This is a genomic window from Ruegeria sp. AD6 (assembly GCF_056542325.1).
Map to the genome: position 1 here is coordinate 260,967 of NZ_JBQFZQ010000002.1, position 22,711 is coordinate 283,677.

Below are 22,711 nucleotides of genomic sequence, written 5' to 3' on the forward strand. Positions count from 1 at the left end.
AGATGCTGAAAAGCAAAGCCTCTCTGGTTTCATTAGAGCAAAGAAACACCACCCGCCTGCGGGTGTTGGAGCATATTCGAGCGCAAGGATCCGTCTCGCGGATCGATATCGCATCCGCTTTGCAAACCAGCCCGGCCACCGTCACGGCAGCAACAGCCGATCTTATTTCCGCCGGGTTGATCAAGGAAACCGAAGGCGAGGCGCAGCCCGGTTCCGGCAAAAGAGGCAGGCCCAGGGTTTTGCTGCAACTGGACGGGCAATCCCACCTTGTGGCAGGTCTGAAAGTCGCGCGGCAAGTGATTTCGGTTATTCTGGTCGACTTTGAAGGCAACGAAGTAACATCGCACAAACAGCCGCTGGATCACGCCCGAATGACACCGGCGGAATTCGTCGAGGCAGTGGGCAAGGCACTTCAGGAAACCTGCAGGCAGATTGGCGGCACGCTCGACAATCTGGCCGGTGTTTCCATTGGCGTGGCGGGTCTTGTCGATGCAAAACGGAACTTTGTGCACTGGTCGTCTTCGATCACCGACCGGAACATCGATTTCAATCTATTGCTGTCGAAGGATATCCCCTGCCCGGTCTTCGTGGACAACGACGCCAATCTTGTCGCCAAAGCCGAACAGCTGTTTGGGCTGGGCAAGGGGCTGAAAAACTTTCTGGTTGTGACGATCGAGCATGGTGTCGGTCTGGGAATTGTTCTGGACGGAAAACTCTACCGCGGAGAACGCGGCTGCGGTGCGGAATTCGGTCACACCAAGGTTCACCTTGACGGGGCCTTGTGCCAATGCGGCCAACGTGGATGTCTTGAGGCTTATGTCGGGGATTATGCCCTGATACGCGAAATGACCGTGACAGGCCACGACAGTGAGATGGAGAGCGTGTCCGACATCTATGATCGCGCCAGTTCCGGGGATGAAAGGGCTGCGTCGGTGCTTGCCCGCGCTGGTCAGATGTTCGGCCTTGGGGTGTCAAATCTGATCAACCTGTATGACCCCGAATGTATCATCGTGTCCGGCACCCAGATGAGCTTTGAACATCTGTGCTCGGACCAGGTGATGAAGCGCATCCGAAACGGCGTTGTCAGTGTCGATGCCCCCCTGCCGGAACTCAAAGTCCACGATTGGGGCGATCTGATGTGGGCCAAGGGTGCGGCCGCCTATGGGATCGAACAGATCTCAATCCTCAAAGTGCAGGAGCTTACGGCCCATGCGTCCTGAACCGCTGGTCTTTTTGGTTCTGGCCAGTGGGGCTTACGCCGAGGGGCCTTCCCCTGAATTCCAGCGCATCGACGTCCCGGCCCATGTCTACGATGGCGGATGGGAGCATTTTGTCGGCGGCGGCGTCGCCGTTTTCGATTGCAACGGTGACACGCTGCCCGAGTTGTTTATTGCAGGTGGATCAAATCGAACTCAACTGTTCAAGAATACCTCAGGCGACACGATTTCCTTTCGGGCCGAAACACCCGATCAATTGTCGCTGACCGGGGTAACCGGTGCTTATCCCCTGGACGTTGACAGCGACGGCTTGATGGATCTGGCAATTCTGCGCGTTGGCGCAGACCTGCTTTTGCAAGGCCTGCCAGATTGCCAGTTCAAGCCCTTTGACAGCCTTGGCTTTCTGTCCGCTGACCACTGGACCACCGGCTTCTCGGCCACTTGGGAAGACGGGCAAGACTTGCCCACTTTGGCCTTTGGAACCTATGTTGATCGATCCGATCCGGACGGTCCGTTCGAGGCCTGCGGGCCAACCCTGCTCTACCGCCCCGAAGGGCACAGCTACGGGCAACCGCAACATCTTGAACCCGGCTATTGTTCCCTGTCCATACTGTTCTCGGATTGGGCACGAACGGGGCGTGCGGACCTTCGTGTCAGCAATGACCGCCACTATTACGTGCGCAACGGACAAGAGCAACTTTGGGCCATGGAACCGGTGCCCCGCCTGTACACGCCCGAGGACGGCTGGATGCCCTATTCGATCTGGGGCATGGGGATCGCCTCGCGCGATCTGACGGGGGACGGCTTTCCCGAGGTTTACCTGACCTCCATGGGCGACCAGAAGCTGCAGGTGTTTGACCCAGCCGCCCAAGGCCCAACGTGGCGCGATGCCACTTATGACAAGGGAACGACGGCCCACAAACCTCATTTGGGCGATGACGGCAGGCCGTCGACCGGGTGGCACGCGCAGTTTGGCGACGTCAACAACGACGGCCGCGACGACATTTTCGTTGCCAAGGGCAATGTAGAACAAATGCCGGATGCCGCTTTGAACGATCCCAACAACCTGCTTGTGCAGACACCCCATGGGCAATTCGCTGAGACCTCGGCTGAGGCGGGCGTTGCTTCAATGGCAAAGTCCCGCGGTGCGGCAGTTGCCGATCTGAACAATGACGGGCGGCTTGATCTGGTGGTCGTCAATCGAGGCTCGGAACTGGAAGTCAGCCAGAACATTTCGCGCGCTGGCCACTGGCTGTTGCTTGGCGTTTCTCAGGATATATCCAACCGCTTTGCAGTTGGTGGATTTGTCGAAATTAAAACTCCGGCAGGGGTTCAAACCCGCGAAATAACGATTGGTGGCGGTCATGCAGGGGGCATCGCCGTGTTTCATCATTTTGGTCTGGGCAATGAAAGCGACGCGCAAGTTCGAGTCATTTGGCCGGACGGAGAAACGGGCGAATGGCAGAGGGTCAGCGCCAACCAAATCGTCCGGATTTCCCGTTGATCATTGATCCACTGGCAGGCCACTTGGAACTTGAGAGGGCACCCCCAACCGCTTTGCCGGGTCTTCAAGACTTGCCAGAAAACTGAGAAGAGCGTCGATCTCCTGATCTGTCAGAGATTGCGGCGACAGGCTGTTGCTTTCCGCGATCTCGCCTATGTGTTGCCGATCCAATAGCGGGCTCTGATCATCAGCACCGGGGAATTCCGGCAACAGGGCCATTTCAATCGTGTAGTTCTGCAAAGATGCAACCGGGTCCAAATGGTGGCGCACCATATCCTCGAGCCGGGCGAAGGCACCGTTATGTCCGTAGGGCGCGGTCAATGTCACGTTGCGCAGCGATGGCGTGCGAAACGCAAATGCATCTTCCGGGTTACCTGTGACGCGAAAACGCCCATCATCGCGCACATGACTTTCAAACCGCGCGGATTTTCCCGGCCCGATCTGCGGCACTGCAATCGAATGGAAGCCGTGATCTGTCTGGAACCAACCTGAATGGCAGGTACTGCACCCGGCCTTGCCATAGAACAGGCCCATGCCGATTTCGGCGTCTTCCGGCAATTCACCTTCGCCTCTCATCGCACGGTCAAAGGGGCTGTTATCCGCGCGCCACTCGAACGCGATGAAATCTGCAATCGCGTTGGCAATGGCAGTAAACGTAATCTCGGCATCCGGGGCGATGTCGCCAAACCTCTGCCGGTATTCCGGAATGGCCGCAACACGGGCGGCTATCAAATCCCACGCGCCGTCTTGCTGGGTCAAAAGACCCAGTCGAACCGCCTTGCTGACATCATTTTCCGAGTAGTGACCCGCCATTTCATCCGGCGAAAGCACCGGGAACATGGCTTGCGCCGCTAAGGCGGATTGAAAGCCGGGCCGCATATGCGTGCCCAGCGGCGTTCTGATCCCGTTCGGTTGCGTGGGGTCCGCCTCAAGCCGCCCATCGTGGAAAAACGTTGTAAACTCCGTCGCGCCGAGGTTCCAAAGCCCCGGTGAGTTTCTGGGAATACGTTGCTCAGGCGTGTTCTCGGGATCCAGCCTGCGTTCGGGACCCAGACCAAGCCCCCCTTCCCCGGTGCCAAGGGACAGGCCGTCTGATGTACCAAGATCGGGATGGTGACAGGTTGCGCAGCTGATGTTCTTGTTGCCGGACAAAATCGGGTCGTAGAAAAGCAGCTGCCCCAGTTCGACGCTGTTTAAATCAGGCTCGAGGAATTCGGGCCGATCACCAAGGTTCTGGGCACTTGTGCTGCCTGCGCTTGAGATCAATACGCAAAGAACCGGAAAGAGCCACCTAACCTTCATCACGACCCTCTGAGATCTCAAGGGTAAGCACCTGGCGGTACGGGCTTTCGGGCGTATGGATAATCGAAGGAAAGGACGGGATGTTCAGGGCGTTTGGGTATCCCGAAGGTTCGATGCACAGACCGGGCGATGCATATGGCGGCTTTGCCAGATTGGCACCTGAATAGACCTGCGCACCGGGCTGGTCGGAATAGGCTGTCAGCGTCAGGGCGGACGGCGCGGTAAATACAGCCACCGGCGCGTTCGGGTCACGATCCTGATCGAAGCAGAAATAATGGTCGATCCCCTTTGACGCCTGTCTGATCGGACTTGGTGCCGAAAAATCCAGTTCGCTGCCAACGGTCGAACACAGTCGACCAGTAGGAACTCCCTGCTCATCGATTTCCAGATATCGGCTTGAAGCAAGTTCCAATCGATGTGCGGCAACGCCTTTGAAGCCACCTAAAGTGTAGTAGTTGTGTTGCGTGACACTGATGGGCGTCGGAAGGTCAGGATGTGCCGTGATTGTATAGATCAATCGCGGAAACCGCAGGGTGACGCGGACCTCGAACCTGACATCGCCGGGGAACCCGCCTTCCCCATCACGTGACTGATGGCTCAGCACAGCCTCGTTTGGTGCCGTCTGCGCAAGGGCCCAGAACTGCCGGGACAGTCCCTGTGCGCCACCGTGAAGAGTATTGCTGCCTTCATTGGCGCTCAGGTCGTAACTGCGACCCGCCAATTCAAACCGGGCACCGCCGATCCGGTTCGCGACGCGCCCAATGATTGCGCCCATGAAACTTGTATCCGAGAAATACGCGGCAGGGTCATCGAACCCAAGCACAAGTGACGTGTCCTTGTACCACCACCCTTGCGTGATCGCCCCGTAGTTCAGAACCGTGACCCGCATGTCACCATCCGACAACATGGCCGTTTCGATCCGAGAGCGCGTTCCCGCATCAGGTGTCATCTTGCAGCCAACGGCGCCAACGCCTTGTAGAATTGCCGGTATCGCCCGTATTCACGTTCATACATGTCGATCAGGTCGCTGCGCGGATCGATACGATCCTCGATTTCAGGCGGCGTCATAACCTCGGCTGGCGCGGCGCTGTTGACGGCGCAGATGGCAAGGCGCGCGGCCCCCATTGCGGCACCGAACTCGCTGCCCCTGGGCAGGTCCAGCGGCACTTGCAAGACGGTGGCCAATGTCTCCAACCAGAACCGGGATCGCGCGCCTCCGCCCACTGCCATCAGACTGCTTGGTCTTGTCCCCGTGCGTTTCAGGGCCTCAAGGCAATCCCTCATCGCAAAGGCAACGCCTTCCATGACGGATTGCGTCAGATCAACGGGCTCCGAGGCGACATCCACGCCCAAGAACGCGCCCCTGATGTGGCTATCGTTATGCGGTGTCCGTTCGCCCGACAAATAGGGCAGGAACGTAACCGACGACGGGCCCGACACCGCGCGAGGCAAGGCCGCAACCAGTTTTTCAACAGGCTGGCCCAGGTTCCGCGACAACCAGTTCATGCTGTTCGTGGCAGACAGGATGACGCCCATTTGCATCCACTTGTCAGGTACGGCGTGACAAAAGCAATGCACTGCCGTTTCCGGCGCAGGGGCGTAACCATCCCGCGCAACAAGCAAAACGCCCGACGTTCCCAGCGAGACAAACCCCGTGCCGTCCCGAATGCTGCCAATGCCACAAGCCGCAGCCGCGTTGTCACCTGCCCCTCCGGCCACGATCACATCGCCGGAAAGCCCCCATTCCTGTCGCAATGCAGCCTTCAACGCGCCGCCCGGATCGCTGCCTTCAACCAATCGAGGCATCTGATCGGCGCGCATATGACCCAATGCAAGCGCTGTTTCCGACCACCGCCGGGTTCCAACATCCAACCAGGATGTTCCGGCACTGTCTGACATGTCCGAAATGTATTCGCCCGTCAGCCAATACCGCAAATAGTCTTTCGGAAGCAAAACCTTGGCTGTCTTCGCAAACACATCGGGCTCGTGCGAACGCACCCACTCCAGCTTTGGCGCTGTAAAACCCGGGAAGACAATGTTACCCGAGATCGCGCGCATGTCCTGTGCCTGATCCAGCACTGCCGCCTCTTCGGCTGAACGCGTGTCATTCCAGAGGATACAGGGCCGCAACACGCGACCGTCCGCATCCAGAAGTGTCGCGCCGTGCATATGTCCGCTCAGGCCAATTCCACGCAGTTCGGAAAACGCCTGTGCATCACGCGCGCGGAGTTCGGTGACAACCTTTTTGCACGCATCGACCCAATCTGACGGAGTCTGCTCGGACCACCCGGGTTTGGGCGTTGCGGTCGAAATGCTGACTTCGGCGGCACATAAGACGAGACCGGCGTCATCCACCAGAATCCCTCTGAGACCGGACGTTCCCAAATCCAACCCAAGGTACATTCGGCATTATCCCACATTATTATTTTAGTTGGTAAAATTAATTGTAGCAGAAATCTTGTCAAGGTGCCTCGAAAGATACGACTTTCCCATCCTGAAAAAGCCGCTATCGGCGAACACCTCTCATGTGTCCAACGGAAAGTCGCAGTTTCAATTGCTGTGACGCGGACGAGGACATACTGTTTTCAGTATGGTTAGGCTGCATTCACAAATTGAGCGGTCATTTTGTAATTTAACCCGGCCTTCCGGTTTCAGTTAAGTGTGAGTTGGGGCAAACTAAAATCTCCCTTTGGTTGTGCATTTCCGCCACAGCGCTTCCGTCAAAAAAGCTTAACGTCGCGATCAGATTGACTAATTAGATCAATGAACTAATGCTGCCCTCATATTACGTGATTTGAGGCTATTGCTATAAATGGACCCTGCTTCCTCGCCGTTAGGCATACATCTTATAGCGGATTTTTTCGATTCAACTGCGCTTTATGATCCTACCCCGGCTCAAGACGCTTTGACGCGCGCGGCACTGGCTGCCAAGGCCCAAGTTCTCAGCGTCGAGACCCATGATTTCGGACAGCGTGCCGGCTTTACCGGCGTGGCGTTGCTGGCCGAGTCCCATATCTCGGTCCACACCTGGCCCGAGCATGGCTATGCCGCCATCGACATCTTCATGTGCGGCGACGCCGAGCCGCAGCGCAGCCTGGATGTGCTGAAGTCCTTTTTCCGCCCGCAACGCGTCGAAGTGCAGTCTATCCAGCGCGGTCTGATCGGCCAAACCGTACCGCGGCTGGCGGTGGCGGGTTGCTGAAGGGCGAATGAAAGAACTGCGCAGATGCCCGGTCACGATCTCTCTTATCCTGTGCGCGATCTGCGTCTACTTGCTGTTCGGTCCGGTGCGCTATTCGGGGCCGGTCCTGAGCTTGCCCGACCATCTGGTGTTCGTGATCCGGCATGGGGATCTGAACCATCTGACGCTCAATTGCCTGATGATCCTTGTGGGCGGTTCCCTGACCGAACCCCGGTTAGGCAGCATCGCAACCGCAGGTCTGGCGGTTCTGAGCACGCTTGCCGGAACGGTGGCAGAGTTCGCACTGGCCGGGCCGGGATTTGTTGGGTTGTCGAGCGTTTCCTACGCCCTCGTCGCCTATGGCGTGGTTGCATCGCGCCCGGCAGCGCAGCGTGTCTGGGCGCTGGCGCTGATCTGCGGGCTGCTGACGGCCGAGTTTCTGTATCTGCGGTCTCAGATCGCGGTTTTCACCCATATTGCATCCGCGTTGATCGGAGGAGGTCTTGCCGTGTTTAACGCCCTGTTCGGCTCGAAAGGTCCGACGCTCAAACCTATGGAATGGCGGCATGTTTCACCTGCCGTTCAAATCATCGCCCAGACCGACGAGGATGACGCGCTTGAGGCTGAAGGCACGTTTGTCAACGAAGGCACCGACAACATGTTTGTGTTGCTGGATCGGGGCAACGTGCTGGGGCTGATCGGCTACAGCGTCGACGAAGACGTGCCCGATGTCGCGTGGCTGTCCTGGACCTATCTGGATCAGGCCCATACCGGCAAAGGTCTGGGCGGGCAGATGCTGAACGACTTGTTGGGCAAGCTGGCGCAGCTGCACATCCGCAAGATTTTCATCGAAACCAGCGACTATGAAGAGTTCGGCAAAAAGATCTATGCCGCCGCACACAAACTGTATGAAGAGTTCGGCGCTTCGGTCGAGCTGACTGTGCCCAGATATCACAGCCCCAAAGAGGCGAAGATCGTCTATGGGCTGGACAATCCCGATGCGCCCGACCTGCCGCCCGCGCCTCTGGCCTCGACCACTGGCCTGTCTGTCATTGACCTGCATAAAGCTGCCGAAACCGATGATGTCGCGGGTCTGCGCTGGCGTGAAGCCGGGACCGGGCTGGCCGGGCTGGATCAGCAGCTATCGCTTGCGCGCACGCAGAAATACCGCATGGCGGTTCTGGCTGTCCCCTCTGACCTGTCCGATGCCCACGCGGATGAATTGCAGGCGCATGGGATGACGAAATGCGGCGAACTGAATGAGTTCTACGGCAAGGACCTGCACCAGGTGTGGTGGTCCTGCCCCCTGGGTGAAACCTGAAAACACTGACTAAACTCGATAGGAGATTTCATGTTTGGAAAACTAAAACTGATTGCCATTTTGGGCTTTCTCGGCTTCGTCGGCTACACGATGTTCCTGGCCCCCAAATCCGAACAAACCGCCGATCTTGGGCAGGTTCTGGACCGGACCGAATTTGCGATCAATCAGTATCAGGAATACCTGACAGCCAACAGCATCGCCGAAGCCTCGGACGAGCAAGTGGATGAATTCACAATATATCTGACGCGGGTCATGAACTCGGAACCGCGCTTTTATGACAAACCGCTGGGTCTGGAGATTCTGTCCGACGCCAAATTCTCGGGCTATGCGGATCCGAACAGCAACGGTATTCGCGACTCGGACGAGGGTGAGGTTTTCACCATCGAGATCGACGAGGCCAACAACCGTCTGATCGCCACCGACACCGCCGGTGAGTCCGCGGGCCTGCGTTTCTCGGGCGCTGGCTTTCTGGCGGGTGCGCTGATTGGCAACCTGATCAGCCGTCAGCGTTCGGCCGGGATCAGCGCGTCCAGCTTCAACAATCGCAGCGTGACACCGCGCACCAGCTATTCGGCCCCGCGCAGCGCCCGCGCCGGTGGTTTGCGCGCCGGTAAATAAGCGCCGCGCCTACCCGAACCCCAACTTTGGCCCGGCGCGCTGATCGCGCCGGGCTTTCCAGTTTTCCGGATTTCACTATGACCGACACACTGACACCGCGTTACACCGACCTGCCGCGCCGGCAGGCGATGGTTCTGCTTGGCGCGATCCTTGTTGTTGCCCTGTGCGGCATCGTCTACGAACTGATCATTGGGACGGTGTCCAGCTACCTGCTGGGCAACTCGGTCTATCAGTTTTCGCTGACCATCGGCTTTTTCATGTTTGCCATGGGGGTCGGGTCGTATGTCTCGCGCTTTTTCCACGGCAACCTGATCCAGACCTTTATCTGGGTCGAACTGATCCTGGCCCTGATCGGCGGCCTTTGCAGCGTGTCGCTGTTCATGCTCTTTCCATATGCGCCGTGGTTTTACACGGTCGGCATGTTCACCTTTATCTCATCCATCGGGTTTCTGGTCGGGCTGGAGATTCCGCTGCTGATGCGTGTCCTGTCCGAAAGCAGCACGACGCGGGAATCCATCGCCGACGTGCTGTCGCTGGACTATGTCGGCGCGCTGTGCGGGTCGGTTCTGTTTCCGATCCTGCTGCTGCCGTCGCTTGGGCTGATCTCGTCCTCGTTTGCCATTGGCCTGACCAATGCCATGGTCGCGTTGTTAAGCGTGCTGTGCCTGCGCGATCAACTGGACACGCCCAAACGGATGCTGGGCTGCGCCATCGGGACCATTGTCCTGCTGTTCGCACTGACCCTGCTGGCCGGGCGGATCACTGCATTCGCGCAGGATCACCTGTATTTCGACCGCATCGTTTGGCGCAAGCAGTCGCAATATCAGTCGCTGGTTGTCACCAACACCTGGCAGAAAAACGATGTCCGCCTTTACATCGACGGCCATCTGCAATTCGCCGAAGCGGATGAATATCGCTATCACGAAGCCCTGGTCCATCCCGCCTTGTCCTGGGGTGAGGCCGCCCCCAAATCCGTGCTGGTTCTGGGCGGAGGCGACGGGCTCGCCGTACGTGAGATCCTGAAATACCCAACCGTGTCGCGCATCGATCTGGTGGATCTCGACCCGGCGATGACCGATCTGGGGCGCAATCTGGCCCCCATCGCGCGCCTGAATGAAAACAGCATGGAGGCGTCGGCCCTGCACGTGCACAACACCGACGCGTTCAACTATGTCAAATCCACCGACCAGACCTATGACCGAATCATAATCGATTTCCCCGATCCCCATAACGAGGCGCTGTCAAAGCTCTATTCCGTCGAATTTTACGCCATGGTCCAAAGCATCCTGACCGAAGACGGCGTGCTGGTGACCCAAAGCAGCTCACCTTTCTTTTCGCCTCATACCTACTGGACGATTTCCAGAACCTTGTCCGAGATTTTCCCGCAGGTCTTGACGTACCAGATGTCAATCCCGTCCTTTGGCGTCTGGGGATACAACCTTGCCGCCAATGACCCGAACTCGACGCTGGGCCAGCTTCCGGACGGTCTGCGCTTTGTCACGCCCGATGTTTTTGCCGCCGCGCGGGTGTTTTCCGAGGACCTTCTTCCCAAGCGCGAACTGGCGGTCAATTCCATCTTTGATCCGGGCATCTATCACGAATATTCGCGCGACGTTTCGGGGTACTGATCCCTTCGTGACGCCGGGTGGAGGGCCGGGTCGAAGAACCGGCTTTTGCGGGGGTCGTTTCAGAACTGAATGTTCTGGACCGAATTACCTGTAAAATTTGATGGTCGCACTCTTATGGATACGCGGACCGAATGGGTTCAATTTGGTTGGGTCGAGACGTGAAACCATCCGGTACAATGGCTGTCCTGCGCCCGCTTAGCAGAGCAAACCCAAATCCCGAAACATAGTGCTGGCGAAACCAACTATATTCCGATCACTGAATATATTTGCTACCTTAACGCTATTGGTGACGCCGCCAACCTAGGCGATCAGTTCCGTGGGGCCAGAAATGCGAAGAATTCTTGCAGTCGTGATATGCGTCCTTGGGCTGGCTATACCGCGTGCATCATACGCCTGCGCAGTGTGTATTGAGCTGCCGGACGCATCCTTGGCTGATCACATTCTATCCGCGGAAGTCATCGTGTTGGCGGGTCCGGCATCAGACAATCCTTTCAGGTTCGAGGCGCGAATAATTCTCAAAGGGGATAACGAAAAGCTAAAATCCGCACCGGACATTCCGTTTTTGATCGACAGCGTCACACGACGGTCGTTCCGCTCGGATCCAACGCGAACCGTTTTGCTGACCTATGGACCGACCTACAAGGAAAATACTGGTCGCAGTTCTTCGCGGCATTGGAGGCGTTTGTTTATTCTGAACCCCGAAAGACACGACTTTCTGGAAGACCTTGGTACCTTCGGTCGACTTTGGGCCTACGGAGAAACTGATAATCCCGACAGGGTTTTGTTCTTTGCCCGGTATTTAGGGCACTCTGATCATGTGTTGCACAACATGGCCCTGGTTGAGATCGGTCGCGCACCCTACGCGCTTCTGCGCCCGTTGAGCGACAGAGTTCCCGCAAGCTTAATTCTACAGGAATTCAGCGACATAAACCGCTTCGCATACAGATCCGCCGCCATTCGTTTGCTCGGGTTGCAATCCGATCCCCAGGCGCGCTCGTTTGTACGCACGCGATATGTTCGTTCGCTGGAATCAGGTGGGCTGAATTCTTTCGAGTGGGCTCTTGCTGGAATAGAAACGGACCAATCGACTGCAATCAGCGCCATTGGCGCGGCCCTTCAAGATCCTGGCAAGACAAAAGAACACAAAAAGGCGTTGATCCGGGCTTTGGCCGAAGCGGGCACCCTACAATCAGAGTTCAAGCCAAAAATCGTTCAGATTTTTTCCGCTGCTCTGGAAAATGACCCCGAGCTTTTGGTTCAAATCGCTGTCGCAACGCGAAATTGGGGTGAAACTGCGCTGCATCAACAGTTTGAAGCTTTAGCCGCTTTGGAAGAAACGGACCTCGCAACGCAGTTTGTTCTCAATATGGTTTTGGGAGCCGATTTACCGGCAGATTGATTTGGGTCTGTTCATGCCTCGCCGGTGCTGCACGTCAACGCTCAGGCCTTGGCGCTTGAGCCGACCAAGTAGTCAGCACTTGGCGCGCGGAGGGACACGGCTGCATAGCTCAGGTCAGCGTTCTGGCCAGCTTCAAGTACGCCGGAAAGAAAAACCTCACAGAAACCAAAACAGCATGATATAAACAAAATCGAATATAAATAGACTGCGAAAACTCTACTTCTTCGCAGGAATTTTCGATGTGGGAGGTCCCAATGCTTCGGTTATCCGTTTGTTTTGTCGCTTTGATGTTGGCACCGGCAAGTGTTCTTTCTGACGCCGTGCCCAGCGAACAGGCGGCAGAAGGTTTATTTCAGGATCAGCCGTATTCCCCATATGCCGAACGCTCGTTCCCTGAACGTCCGCTTTGGGGGGACACCCATCTTCACACCGGGCTTTCGCTGGACGCCGGGGCCTTTGGGAACACTCTGCTACCAGATGAAGCCTGGCGTTTCGCAAAGGGCGAGCAGGTCATTTCGTCGACAGGTCAAGCTGTCAGATTGGCACGACCTCTGGATTGGATGGTTCTTACGGATCACACGGACCTGATGGGATTTGCGCCGGACCTTCAAGCCGGAAAACCCGGCGTTATTGCTGATCCAAAAGGGTTGGAGTGGTACGAAGGCTATAAAGCTGGCGGGGAAGAGGCCGGGAAAACGGCCTTTGATATTATCACCAATTTCTCGCAAATGACTTTGCCGGAAATTCTTCTAGAATCCTACAGCCCCGGCGCAGACGCTTTTGCGTTCACTTGGGAACATATCGTTCTGGCGGCGGAACGGCATAATGACCCCGGTAACTTTACCGCCTTCATCGGGTTCGAATGGACCTCGGTTCCCAAGGGTTTCAATCTGCACCGGAACGTCATGCTGCGTGACGGCCCGATCCGGGCCTTGCAGATGGTTCCCCCGGTCACGCAGCCCCCTTACGGCGATACGGACCCTAAATCGCTCTATGCCTGGCTTGAAGAGTATCAGGAAAAAACCGGGGGCCGCGCAGTTGCCTTTGCGCATAACGGCAACCTGTCGAACGGATGGATGTTCCCGACCGAGGATACGTATCACGGCGGCAAGGTTGACGAGGAATACGTCGCAGCCCGCGCAAAATGGGAACCTCACTATGAGGTTACGCAGATCAAAGGTGACGGCGAAGCCCACCCCTTCCTGAGCCCGGATGACGAATTTGCGGATTACGAGAACTGGGACGTCGGCAACCTCGACATAACCGAATTGAAAACCGATGACATGTTGGCCGGAGAATACGCCCGTGAGGCATTGAAACGCGGCTTGATGTTAGAAGAAAAATTCGGCGTGAACCCCTATAAATTTGGCATGGGCGGTGCGACGGACAGCCATACCTCTCTGGCCACAGCGGAAGAAGACAACTTCTTTGGCAAATCTGTCAGCGTTGAGCCCTCGGCCTCGCGTATCAAGCACCCGTTTATCGCCAATGATCTGGGTGAGATTCCCGGTGATCTTCTCGTAGCGTCCGGCTATACGGCTGTTTGGGCGACCGAAAATACACGTGCTGCGATTTTTGACGCATTCAAGCGGCGTGAAACCTACGCGACCACGGGGCCCCGGATCGGTTTGCGGTTCTTTGGTGGGTGGGATTTCAGTGATGCTGATGTCGAAACCCGCTTTCTGGCAGATGTTGGCTATACCAAAGGTGTTCCTATGGGGTCGGACCTGCGACCCCGCGAAGGGGACGGCGCGCCATCCTTCCTGATCGCCGCTTTGCGCGACCCGATCGGGGCAAATCTGGATCGTGTGCAAGTCATTAAAGGCTGGCTTGATGCCGAAGGTTCCTTGCAGGAAAAGGTCTATGATGTTGCGTGGTCAGACAACCGTGTTGCAGATGATAGCGGCAAGATCCCCGCGGTGGGGAACACGGTGGATGTGGATACCGCCAGCTGGACCAACACAATCGGAACCGCCGAACTGGTCACTGTTTGGTCTGACCCTGATTTCGACCCGAACGCGCGGGCCTTCTACTACGTTCGGGCGATCGAAATCCCGACCCCGCGTTGGGTACTGTACGACAAGCTAAGGTTCGGCTCCGAACTGCCGGAGGATGCAGTGCTCACACATCAGGAACGCGCGTATTCGTCCCCGATTTGGTATACGCCGGCCGAGTGATCCGCTGCGTATACAGATCTGCGAACCGAGGTCGTGATCGCGACCTCGGTGGGCACGGCCAGCCCCTAAATCGGCAGCCGTCCATCACCTTGCAAAATCCAACCCTCTGATGCCAGCATCGAGACGTAGAACCAGATCACGTTTTACGAGGAGCCTTCATGCGAATACTGAAAGAACCTCTGTTCCACTTCTTCCTGATTGGAGCGGCCATTTTCGGTTGGTTCCATATTGTTGCGCCAGAGTACCAGACGGCGGAAACCTCCGAGACGATTGCAATCGACGAAGAAGATGTTGCGGCTTTGTCCTCTCGGTTCAAAGCCAGATGGAAACGCCCACCAAACGATACAGAGCTTCAGTCTTTGGTCGATGCATCCATCCGCGAAGAGGTTCTGGTCAGGGAGGCAAGGAAACTGGGCCTGGATCGCGGAGATACCGTGATCAGGTCTCGGCTAAGCCAAAAGATGGATTTCCTGACCGAAGCAATCGCCATGTCGGTTGTTCCGAAAGATGAAGATTTACAGGCATTTGTCGATCAAAACCCGGACCGCTATGCAACGCCTGACAAGGTTGCCTTCACCCACGTCTTTCTGGGGGAAAGGCCAAGCGAGGCAGAAATTGAATCAGCTTTGGCCGCGCTGCCTGAGACCGACGAAACCTCGGCTTTCGGGACCTCAACGCTGCTGCCCGCTTCGATGCCGTTGACCGCGACAAAGGTCATCGACTCGGTCTTTGGGACAGGGTTTTCTACGGGGCTAATACTGGCCGAAACAGGCCGCTGGACGGGGCCTGTCCAATCCGGATACGGGACGCATCTTGTGCAGGTAATTGCCGTTGAACCGAGCCAGACACCGCCGCTGGCTGACATTCGCGATGCGGTACTTCAGGACTGGCGTCGCGCCACAAGCGAAGACATGGCTCGGGCGCAATACGAGACGCTTGCCGCCAGCTACGAGATTGTAATCCCCGATCTTTCAGGCTTGGCGAAATGAGACCCCTGATCTGCCTATTGTTTGCGATGTCGCTGTCCTGGCTGGGTGGCAACGCCACAGCCCATGCCCTTGACCCGGGATACTTGGAAATGCGGCAGATCGCGCCGGACACCTGGGCTGTTCATTGGCGAAAACCCGATGTGAATGGTCAACCGATGGCGATTGAGCCCGTATTGCCGGAAACCTGTGTTCCGGCCCGTGGTCCAGATCCCGTTTTCGACAGCCGGGCCTGGGTTTCATCCTGGGTCACGGAATGCCCCAAGGGCATGGCAGGTGATTTCATCGCCATTGAGGGTCTGAAAAGGCAGTTGAATGACGTATTGGTACGTTTGCACCCGACGGTATCCGAACCTGTGACGCTTCGACTAACCCCTGACGCGCCCGTTCAGGGAATTCCTTCCGATCAAACGACGTGGTCGGTGTTCGTGGCATATTTCCAGTTGGGATTTGAACATATTCTGGAAGGCTGGGATCACCTGCTGTTTGTTTTGGCGCTGTTCATTCTGGTTCGCGATCCTTGGCGGTTGGTCGGCGCCGTGACAGCTTTCACCCTTGCGCATTCCATAACTCTGGCGCTGGCGACTTTTGGCGTGCTGAGCATTCCCGGCCCTCCGGTTGAAGCCGTTATTGCGCTGTCTATCGTCTTTCTGGCTATGGAGATCGTAAAAGGCAGCGAAGGTGGATTCCGGCTTTCGAACCAAAAGCCCTGGATTGTCTGCTTCGGGTTCGGGCTTTTGCATGGGCTAGGCTTTGCAGGGGCTTTGGCCGACATTGGGCTGCCCGCGAACGATATTCCCGCGGCGTTGTTCGCGTTCAACCTGGGTGTTGAAGCCGGTCAGCTGAGTTTCGTCGGCGCTCTGGCTTTTATGGTTGCTTTCTGGCGGCTGATCGCGCGCCCGGTTGGCCAGAGGGCCACAGTGATTGCCGCCTATTGTATCGGCTCGGTGTCGATGTATTGGCTCATTGAACGAACCAGCGGGTTTTGACTGATCCCCGGCGTTGCTCTTCCAGAGAGTGCCGCAGTAAATGAACGCGCAACACGGCAATCATTCAGGTCAAATACAGCCCGAAGGCGATCAATCGGCGGGTCGGTCCGGCAATCCGGCAGTCCGCAAATCGTCGATAAAGCGATCCGGAATGCCCTGATCCCGGAACTTGCCCTTAAGACTGTGTCGTTGATCCTCAATCGTATAGCCAGGTTGATTTTCCAACAGCTTGTCTATTGAGGCTTTGGCCTCCTCCAACCGCCCCAACCGGACATACAGCGCCGCCTGTGTACGGCGCGCCAGATTAGGAATGTTTGTCATCCGATCAATCGCGTCTAACCCGGCTTCATACTCACCGGTGAAATACTGCGCCCAGGCGAGGCTCCACAGATACCAGTCCGGATGGTGCGGATTCAGCCGGATCGCGGTTTGAAGCCTTTCGACGGCCTCGGTCGCGCGGCCAAGATATACCAGCGTTTCGACCGAGCCCGCCAGCACACCCGCCGAGTTCGGATTTAGCGCAATGGCGCGGTCGTACTCTCTTTCGGATTGCTCAAGATCGTTGGCCTGCATAAACGCGTGCGCAAGAACCCAGTGCGCCAGAGAACTGTCGGGATCAAGTTCAACAGCTTTGCGAGCCGCCGCAAAGGCGAGGTCCAGAGCTTGGTCTCGTGGCCGGTCAGCACACCATCCCCACCGATCACAATTGATATGCACCCAGGCAAGGCTGAAATATGCAACGGAATAGTCGGGGTCCAGTTTGATAGCCTCTTCAGCCAACCGCTTGGCCTCTTGATTACCAGCCGGCGTGAATTTGAAACGTTCGGCGCGGCTTAGATAAACAAGTTCATACGCTCCGTGGCTTTGAGTGGACTGGCGCAGCAATCGGTCGAATTCGGCAAGATCAAGGTTCTGTTCCAGCGTTGCAACAATTGTTCGGGTAATTTCATCCTGCAGCGCAAAGATATCCGTCAAATCGCGATCATAGGTTTCAGTCCAAATTGCATTGCCAGCCGCCGCGTCAATAAGGGTTGCATTCACGCGAAGCTTGTCGCCGAACTTTTGCTGGCTGCCTTCCAGTACGTACCGAACGCCAAGTTCTTTGGCGATTTCACGAATATCTGCCGATTTGTCTCGGTAAAAGAAGCTCGAGTTTCGGGCGATGACAAAAAACTCGGGGAACCGGGAAAGCTTGGCAATGATCTCTTCACTGATTGCGTCGCTAAGGTAGCCCTTGTCGGCACCCTGACTTACGTCGCTGAACGGCAGCACGGCAATCGAAGGCTTGTCCGGCAGTGGATGTTCCATTTCTGCCGTTGCTACCGGCTGAAAATCCGGTGTTATGAAACGCCAAGCGACAAATCCGGCGACAAGAGCCAAAGCAAAAAAGGCAATGGCAGCCGTCCGCACGGCAAAGGGTTTTCGGTCAGGTTTTGCGGTTTTGACCGAAGATACTAGCTTTGCCGCTTTCTCGTTCAGGTCCAGGCGAAACACCGGAACAGGCTGTTCGATATTCTTGACCGTGATCCCGCCCAGATCCTCGAAATCCAGATCCAGTTTTCCGCGGACCTGACTGAAGACGTTGCGGTGAACGCAGACTCCGCCGGCTTGGGCGAGGCTCTCGATCCTTGCAGCCAGGTTTACACCGTCGCCGAAAATGTCCCCGCTCTCATCAATCACGTCACCGACGTTGATGCCGATACGAAATTCTATTCGGTCGCCAACGGGAACGTCCGAATTCCTATCGGACATGGCGCACTGTATTTCGACGGCAAATCGGACCGCATCGACAACGCTGGCAAATTCCATCAACGCACCGTCGCCCATCAGCTTGATCGTTCGCCCGCCATACTGAACGGCCTTTGGATCAATTAATTCCGAGCGATGCGCTTTGAGCGCGTTTAGTGTTCCCGTCTCGTTTTTTCCCATGAGGCGGGAATAGCCCACTACATCGATTGCAAGTATGACCGTGAGTCGACGTTTCACCATGGGCCTCCCTTAGTGCAGGTTAAGGAAGAACGATAAGGAATTCCACTTTGCCCAACGGTCTTAGAAATGCAGGGCTTCATAGCGTAGTTGTTTCGGGGTCACGCGGCCTTGGCGACAGCCTGTCACTCACGGCCGAGGTCAGCAACTGAAGGATCCTATCAGCAATCAGCTGTCAGGTTCGGGCGGATTCGAATTCAGACCACGCGGTTTCGAAAGCTTCAAAATCAAATCCCGGCTGGCTGGCCGCGTCCAGGACAATGCGCTCGGTCGTCAGCAGCTTTTGGATCGCGGCTTCCAGTTGGCCCGCGACGTCTTCGGGCACCACCAGCGCGCCGTGACGGTCAGCATGGATCAGATCGCCGGGATTGACCTTCAGGCCAAAAACCGAGACCGGAGTGTCGAGCTCGCGCACATGGACAAAGCCGTGGCTTGGGCCGACCGACCCGGCAACCACCGGGAAGCCTTGCGGAAGATCGCCGAGGTCACGCATCACCCCGTTGGTCAGCGCCCCCGAAAGGCCGAAACCTTTGTGGACCGTCGTGTTGATCTCGCCCCAATAGGCACCGATGCAATCGGGGTAGTCCAGATCCTCGATCACCGCGACGGACGGCGACGGTGCTTCGGCCATGTATCTGTAATAGGCCATGCGCCGCGCCCTGATGGTCTCGGGCGGTTCGGCGGGCGGATTGACGGCGGCGATTTTTGCAGTCCGTGCGTACCCCACAATAGGTGGTTCTTCGGGGGCCGAGCAGTGCATGGTGCCGCGCGTGAAACGGTCGAAACCGCGCTGGCCTTGTGCCACTTCGATGGCATTGCAGACCGTGGGGGTATCAACCTTGCGAAGCAAAGACAAAAGGGACGGTTTCATAGGTTCTCCAACCAGCGCGAGATTGCGGCTGTGGTTTCATCGGGTTTTTCGAGGGTGGGCAGATGGCCTGCGCCGGAAATGATTTCGAGCGTGCTGTTAGCCAGAAGGCGGTGCATCAGTTCATGGCGTTCTACGGGGCAAAGCCCGTCATCCTGACCGCACAGAACCAGAGTTTTGCCTGCATAGGCAGACAGGGTATCGCATTGATCAGGGCGAACCATCAGGGCCCGCGATTGACGCAGAAATACGTCCGGCCCCAGATCGGTCGCCATCGCCATGCACAGGTCAAGAACGGCCCCCTGCCTTGGTCCGTCTGCCAGATAGTTGGGCTTCATTTCGTCCCGCATGACGTGCCACAAGCGCCCTTCGCGCACAGCAGTCATCTGGGGTGCGCGGCGGGCCTTTACCTCGGGGGTTTCAGCAAGCGGGTTGGTATCGAGCAGCGCAAGGTGCGACACGCGTTCAGGGGCCTGACGCACCACCTCCATCGCGACAATCCCACCCATCGAAAGGCCCAAAAGCGCAAAAACAGGCGGCGCGTTTCTCAGAATGTCTGCCGCCAGAACTTGGACGCTGTCATGCTGGCCAAGTGGAAAGGTCATTACCGGCATTCGACCCGACAGCGCCTGAATCTGCGGGCCGAAAAGGCGCGCATCGCACATCATGCCGGGCAACAGGATCAACGGAGTCATGATGCGGTCAACTTGGCCCCGTCTGACAACGCCGCCAGCTTGGCATAAGCGATCTGAGGATCAACCGCGCCAAAGCCCGCAAATGTGCCAAAGCCGCAATCGCTGCCGGCGATGACACGATCCACGCCCACGATCCCGGTGAACCGTTCGATCCGTTGCGCCACAAGTTCGGGATGTTCAACGAAATTGGTGGTGGTATCGACCACGCCCGGCACCAGAATCTTGTCATCTGGAATCTCGACCTTGCGATCCCGAAACACCGTCCACTCATGCGCGTGGCGGGGGTTTGACGTTTCGAACAGGACATAGCGCGATTTGGTCGCCATCAGGGTGCTGAACACCTTGTCCATCGCAATATCGCAGCAATGCGGGCCTTCGTAATTACCCCAACAGATATGCACGCGAACTTTCTCGTCAGGCACGTTCTGCAGCGCGTGGTTCAGGGCCTCGACATGCATGTTGGCGATCATGACGAACTCGTCATCAGACAGATCGGTGAACAGCATATGCCGGGACAGTGCCAGATCCGGGCAATCCAGCTGAAGGTCCAGACCTGCCGCCACGATGGTTTCGTATTCTTCCTTCATGGCATCGGCCAACGCGGCCAGATACGCCTCGCGCGTGGGGTAGAAATCATTCTGCAGGAACAGCGAAATGACACCGGGCGAGGCCGCATTCATAAAACCCCGTTCGGCCCCGTGTTGCGCCATGGCGGCTTTGAGGTTGGCGATGTCCTTCTCCAGCTCACCCTGCCCTTTTGAGCGAACCTCATCCGTGCACATGGGCCGCGCATATTGCGGCGTGCCACCATCATCTGCCAAGCGTTGCAAGAAACCCGGAAACATCTTCAGATCCGCAGGCGCATTGCGCGGGCTGTCACCCGAAAAGCCGGTGTAGCGGTCTTTGACATAAGTTGCGTAGGAGATTTTCGAGGTCTCCCCATCGCTGACAATATCGACCCCGGCTTCAACCTGTTTGCGCACCGTCTCGGACACGGCATCCGCCATACAGGCGTCAAAGGCCCCCGCGTCGTAGGGTTCATTGTTTTCACGGGCGAAGATGAAATCCACGACCTCCTGCGTGCGGGGCAGAGACCCGACATGGGTGGTTTTTACGGTCATTGGGGCCTCTCCTTACAGTTTTCGTGCCATCAGGACTGTGTGGCTTTGGGTTTCGGGGTCTTCGGCCAGAAATCCGGTCAGGTGCAGCCTGTTTTCTTCCAGACACACGGCATAGCCTGCCGGGGACAGCGAGGCGTGATATACGCGCTCGGCTCCTACCGTGCCGCTGACCTCACCCGCACGTGGACCGACGGTCAGCATCAGCATTCCACCGGGCCGCAAATGGCGCGCCATACGCGCGATGCAACCCTTCTGCTCATCTGCTGTCAGATGAAAAAAACTGTTCCACGCGATGATGCCGTCAAACTGCTGGTCCAGCTCGAAATCCCGCATGTCGGCTTTGCGCCAATCGCCATCGGGCCAGCGGTCCCGCGCCAAGGCCAGCATCGCCTCGGAAAAATCGACGCCGGTGACGGCGAAACCTTCGGCCATGAACCAGCGCGCTATAGGGTCGCCGGTGCCGCAGCCCAAATCCAACACATGATCGCCGGGCTTCAGGCTGGCCGTAAAGCGCGCCAGCCAGCGCGCCTCGAACAAAGCCTTCGAGCGGCGCTTGTCGTATTCGCTCGCCTGCCGCTCGTAAACGTCGTGTGTGTCATTGGGATCTGCTTTCATCCTGTCCAGGTCGCTCCTGCCGGGTCATCGGTTGCGGTGATCCGGTACAGGCCCGCCTGCCCGGTCATCGATGGAACAACGCGATAGGATTCACCGGGCAGAACCAAAGCGGTGTCTCCAACGGACAAAGTGGTTTCGTAGCCGTCGACAGTGACACGCCAATGGCCGCTGGCTGGCATTAACACCACGGGTTTCTCAGTTTCGGTCGCGTCTGCTACGCAAGAGCCCCGCCCAAGGAAATCGACCTCAAAACCCGGTCTGTCCTTGATCAAGCCATCCTCGCCAATAACCACGGCTGGCTTATTGGACGACAATGCCATCAGATCCCAGTACCGGGCCACGTATTTGCCAACCACATCCTCAACCGGAACCTCGGGATACGTCTTCAGTTGGTCTTCGGTCAGCAAAGGCATCGGGCGCACATTGTGCGGCAGCTCCTGCCCTTTCTTGGAATCATAAAGAACGCCGTTGTCGCCCAGCATCAGACCATGCGCCTGCGCGTCTTCGATCACCTGCGGTGCCCATGTGACGCCGCCGCCCGCATCATCGCCGCCGAGGATCGACATGATCATGCCGTAGTCCTGACCGACATTTTCAAAGCCACGAAAGATACCGGTGGGGATGTTGAAGATGTCACCTTCTTCGGCAATGAACTCACCAGCCGTGCCATAGCGGCCCCAGAAGAACCGCCAGCGGCCTTTGGCGACAAAGAACACCTCGGCCGTGGTGTGGCTGTGCAAAGAGTTGCGGCATTTCGGAGGTTGCCCGGCAGCGCCGATATTGAACCCGATCTTGTCGGTGATGTGCACATGCTGATCCGGAGATTCGGACACCCCACCGCCGATGATGGTAAAGTTCTCTTTCTGATCGCTGCCCGGTGTGTGGGCGTCAATAAACGCGGTTTTGCAGGGTTTCAGTTCGCCGTAGCGGACGATGCGTTGTTGAATGGTGCTCATGTCAATTTTCCTTGTGTTTGGGGTACAACGATCTCAACCCCAAAGCCCGGAGGACGGTTGTTCAGCCGCCGGGCGCGCAGGCTGGCCCGATGGGCGTGGAACCGCCGCATCGCCTGCCCGGCATCCAGATTTGACATAAGACAGGCCA

20 protein-coding genes are annotated in these 22,711 nt (G+C 57.2%); 10 read left to right on the top strand and 10 right to left on the bottom strand.

All coding sequences use genetic code 11. From position 1 onward, the window contains the following. The first annotated feature begins 2 nt into the window (after positions 1–2). Positions 3–1,220 carry an ROK family protein gene (locus tag ACR0KJ_RS08165; protein WP_480626397.1) on the top strand — a complete coding sequence of 406 codons (1,218 nt, stop codon included), beginning with the start codon at positions 3–5 and terminating at the stop codon, positions 1,218–1,220. Further along, positions 1,210–2,721, top strand: a complete 1,512-nt coding sequence (locus ACR0KJ_RS08170; protein WP_480626398.1) for a CRTAC1 family protein — start codon at positions 1,210–1,212, stop codon at positions 2,719–2,721. The genes ACR0KJ_RS08165 and ACR0KJ_RS08170 overlap by 11 nt, the downstream gene beginning before the upstream one ends. Here the strand turns inward: ACR0KJ_RS08170 and ACR0KJ_RS08175 are convergent, their stop codons facing one another. Genes ACR0KJ_RS08175 through xylB form a run of 3 tightly spaced genes read right to left on the bottom strand, consistent with a single transcriptional unit; the run spans position 2,722 to position 6,426 of the window. Then, complete coding sequence (locus tag ACR0KJ_RS08175) at positions 2,722–4,023, bottom strand: cytochrome c peroxidase (protein ID WP_170452852.1); 1,302 nt, start codon at positions 4,021–4,023, stop codon at positions 2,722–2,724. After that, complete coding sequence (locus tag ACR0KJ_RS08180; protein WP_170622773.1) at positions 4,013–4,972, bottom strand: aldose epimerase family protein; 960 nt, start codon at positions 4,970–4,972, stop codon at positions 4,013–4,015. The genes ACR0KJ_RS08175 and ACR0KJ_RS08180 overlap by 11 nt, the downstream gene beginning before the upstream one ends. Next, positions 4,969–6,426 (bottom strand): xylulokinase, encoded by a 1,458-nt coding sequence (xylB, locus tag ACR0KJ_RS08185; RefSeq protein WP_480626399.1) that lies wholly within the window; start codon positions 6,424–6,426, stop codon positions 4,969–4,971. The genes ACR0KJ_RS08180 and xylB overlap by 4 nt, the downstream gene beginning before the upstream one ends. Before the next feature lie 409 nt (positions 6,427–6,835). On the opposite strand from xylB, the gene speD reads away from it, so the two are divergent. From speD to ACR0KJ_RS08225, 8 genes are all read left to right on the top strand, one after another. Beyond that, positions 6,836–7,225, top strand: coding sequence for an adenosylmethionine decarboxylase (gene speD / locus ACR0KJ_RS08190; RefSeq protein WP_480626400.1), 390 nt, complete (start codon positions 6,836–6,838; stop codon positions 7,223–7,225). Between the two features lie 7 nt (positions 7,226–7,232). Further along, positions 7,233–8,525 carry a GNAT family N-acetyltransferase gene (locus ACR0KJ_RS08195; RefSeq protein ID WP_480626401.1) on the top strand — a complete coding sequence of 431 codons (1,293 nt, stop codon included), beginning with the start codon at positions 7,233–7,235 and terminating at the stop codon, positions 8,523–8,525. A gap of 30 nt (positions 8,526–8,555) precedes the next feature. Then, positions 8,556–9,143, top strand: coding sequence for a hypothetical protein (locus ACR0KJ_RS08200; RefSeq protein ID WP_480626402.1), 588 nt, complete (start codon positions 8,556–8,558; stop codon positions 9,141–9,143). Positions 9,144–9,220: 77 nt separating this feature from the next. Beyond that, complete coding sequence (locus ACR0KJ_RS08205; RefSeq protein WP_480626403.1) at positions 9,221–10,771, top strand: polyamine aminopropyltransferase; 1,551 nt, start codon at positions 9,221–9,223, stop codon at positions 10,769–10,771. 427 nt (positions 10,772–11,198) lie between these two features. Next, positions 11,199–12,170: a hypothetical protein gene (locus tag ACR0KJ_RS08210; RefSeq protein ID WP_170452887.1), complete on the top strand. Its 972-nt coding sequence runs from the start codon at positions 11,199–11,201 to the stop codon at positions 12,168–12,170. Between the two features lie 254 nt (positions 12,171–12,424). Then, on the top strand, positions 12,425–14,347 hold the full coding sequence (locus ACR0KJ_RS08215; RefSeq protein WP_480626404.1) for a DUF3604 domain-containing protein: 1,923 nt from the start codon (positions 12,425–12,427) through the stop codon (positions 14,345–14,347). A gap of 158 nt (positions 14,348–14,505) precedes the next feature. Beyond that, entirely contained in the window at positions 14,506–15,336 is an 831-nt protein-coding gene (locus tag ACR0KJ_RS08220) for a peptidyl-prolyl cis-trans isomerase (RefSeq protein WP_480626405.1), read from the top strand. After that, positions 15,333–16,322 (top strand): HupE/UreJ family protein, encoded by a 990-nt coding sequence (locus tag ACR0KJ_RS08225; protein ID WP_480626406.1) that lies wholly within the window; start codon positions 15,333–15,335, stop codon positions 16,320–16,322. The genes ACR0KJ_RS08220 and ACR0KJ_RS08225 overlap by 4 nt, the downstream gene beginning before the upstream one ends. 90 nt (positions 16,323–16,412) lie before the next feature. Here the strand turns inward: ACR0KJ_RS08225 and ACR0KJ_RS08230 are convergent, their stop codons facing one another. The 7 genes from ACR0KJ_RS08230 to ACR0KJ_RS08260 all read right to left on the bottom strand — a co-directional run bounded on the left by ACR0KJ_RS08230 (position 16,413) and on the right by ACR0KJ_RS08260 (position 22,700). Further along, positions 16,413–18,308: an adenylate/guanylate cyclase domain-containing protein gene (locus ACR0KJ_RS08230; RefSeq protein WP_170452896.1), complete on the bottom strand. Its 1,896-nt coding sequence runs from the start codon at positions 18,306–18,308 to the stop codon at positions 16,413–16,415. A gap of 175 nt (positions 18,309–18,483) precedes the next feature. Continuing rightward, the gene (locus tag ACR0KJ_RS08235) at positions 18,484–19,179 is read right to left on the bottom strand and encodes an RraA family protein (RefSeq protein ID WP_170452900.1); all 696 of its coding nucleotides are present in this window, start codon (positions 19,177–19,179) and stop codon (positions 18,484–18,486) included. Continuing rightward, complete coding sequence (locus tag ACR0KJ_RS08240) at positions 19,176–19,871, bottom strand: alpha/beta fold hydrolase (protein ID WP_480626407.1); 696 nt, start codon at positions 19,869–19,871, stop codon at positions 19,176–19,178. Before ACR0KJ_RS08240 ends, ACR0KJ_RS08235 begins: the two co-directional genes overlap by 4 nt. Continuing rightward, complete coding sequence (locus ACR0KJ_RS08245) at positions 19,868–20,992, bottom strand: cobalamin-independent methionine synthase II family protein (RefSeq protein ID WP_480626408.1); 1,125 nt, start codon at positions 20,990–20,992, stop codon at positions 19,868–19,870. Before ACR0KJ_RS08245 ends, ACR0KJ_RS08240 begins: the two co-directional genes overlap by 4 nt. Before the next feature lie 12 nt (positions 20,993–21,004). Next, entirely contained in the window at positions 21,005–21,607 is a 603-nt protein-coding gene (locus ACR0KJ_RS08250; protein WP_170452909.1) for a class I SAM-dependent methyltransferase, read from the bottom strand. Next, the gene (locus tag ACR0KJ_RS08255) at positions 21,604–22,563 is read right to left on the bottom strand and encodes a cupin domain-containing protein (RefSeq protein ID WP_170452910.1); all 960 of its coding nucleotides are present in this window, start codon (positions 22,561–22,563) and stop codon (positions 21,604–21,606) included. Before ACR0KJ_RS08255 ends, ACR0KJ_RS08250 begins: the two co-directional genes overlap by 4 nt. After that, positions 22,560–22,700: a hypothetical protein gene (locus ACR0KJ_RS08260; RefSeq protein ID WP_170449316.1), complete on the bottom strand. Its 141-nt coding sequence runs from the start codon at positions 22,698–22,700 to the stop codon at positions 22,560–22,562. Before ACR0KJ_RS08260 ends, ACR0KJ_RS08255 begins: the two co-directional genes overlap by 4 nt. Positions 22,701–22,711 lie beyond the last annotated feature (11 nt).

What these genes read in the sequence shown, in the direction of transcription:
- ACR0KJ_RS08165 (WP_480626397.1), top strand. Translation starts at nt 3, where the DNA reads ATGCTGAAAAGCAAAGCCTCTCTGGTTTCATTAGAGCAAAGAAACACC.
- ACR0KJ_RS08170 (WP_480626398.1), top strand. Translation starts at nt 1,210, where the DNA reads ATGCGTCCTGAACCGCTGGTCTTTTTGGTTCTGGCCAGTGGGGCTTAC.
- ACR0KJ_RS08175 (WP_170452852.1), bottom strand. Translation starts at nt 4,023, where the DNA reads ATGAAGGTTAGGTGGCTCTTTCCGGTTCTTTGCGTATTGATCTCAAGC.
- ACR0KJ_RS08180 (WP_170622773.1), bottom strand. Translation starts at nt 4,972, where the DNA reads ATGACACCTGATGCGGGAACGCGCTCTCGGATCGAAACGGCCATGTTG.
- xylB (WP_480626399.1), bottom strand. Translation starts at nt 6,426, where the DNA reads ATGTACCTTGGGTTGGATTTGGGAACGTCCGGTCTCAGAGGGATTCTG.
- speD (WP_480626400.1), top strand. Translation starts at nt 6,836, where the DNA reads ATGGACCCTGCTTCCTCGCCGTTAGGCATACATCTTATAGCGGATTTT.
- ACR0KJ_RS08195 (WP_480626401.1), top strand. Translation starts at nt 7,233, where the DNA reads ATGAAAGAACTGCGCAGATGCCCGGTCACGATCTCTCTTATCCTGTGC.
- ACR0KJ_RS08200 (WP_480626402.1), top strand. Translation starts at nt 8,556, where the DNA reads ATGTTTGGAAAACTAAAACTGATTGCCATTTTGGGCTTTCTCGGCTTC.
- ACR0KJ_RS08205 (WP_480626403.1), top strand. Translation starts at nt 9,221, where the DNA reads ATGACCGACACACTGACACCGCGTTACACCGACCTGCCGCGCCGGCAG.
- ACR0KJ_RS08215 (WP_480626404.1), top strand. Translation starts at nt 12,425, where the DNA reads ATGCTTCGGTTATCCGTTTGTTTTGTCGCTTTGATGTTGGCACCGGCA.
- ACR0KJ_RS08220 (WP_480626405.1), top strand. Translation starts at nt 14,506, where the DNA reads ATGCGAATACTGAAAGAACCTCTGTTCCACTTCTTCCTGATTGGAGCG.
- ACR0KJ_RS08225 (WP_480626406.1), top strand. Translation starts at nt 15,333, where the DNA reads ATGAGACCCCTGATCTGCCTATTGTTTGCGATGTCGCTGTCCTGGCTG.
- ACR0KJ_RS08235 (WP_170452900.1), bottom strand. Translation starts at nt 19,179, where the DNA reads ATGAAACCGTCCCTTTTGTCTTTGCTTCGCAAGGTTGATACCCCCACG.
- ACR0KJ_RS08240 (WP_480626407.1), bottom strand. Translation starts at nt 19,871, where the DNA reads ATGACTCCGTTGATCCTGTTGCCCGGCATGATGTGCGATGCGCGCCTT.
- ACR0KJ_RS08245 (WP_480626408.1), bottom strand. Translation starts at nt 20,992, where the DNA reads ATGACCGTAAAAACCACCCATGTCGGGTCTCTGCCCCGCACGCAGGAG.
- ACR0KJ_RS08250 (WP_170452909.1), bottom strand. Translation starts at nt 21,607, where the DNA reads ATGAAAGCAGATCCCAATGACACACACGACGTTTACGAGCGGCAGGCG.
- ACR0KJ_RS08255 (WP_170452910.1), bottom strand. Translation starts at nt 22,563, where the DNA reads ATGAGCACCATTCAACAACGCATCGTCCGCTACGGCGAACTGAAACCC.
- ACR0KJ_RS08260 (WP_170449316.1), bottom strand. Translation starts at nt 22,700, where the DNA reads ATGTCAAATCTGGATGCCGGGCAGGCGATGCGGCGGTTCCACGCCCAT.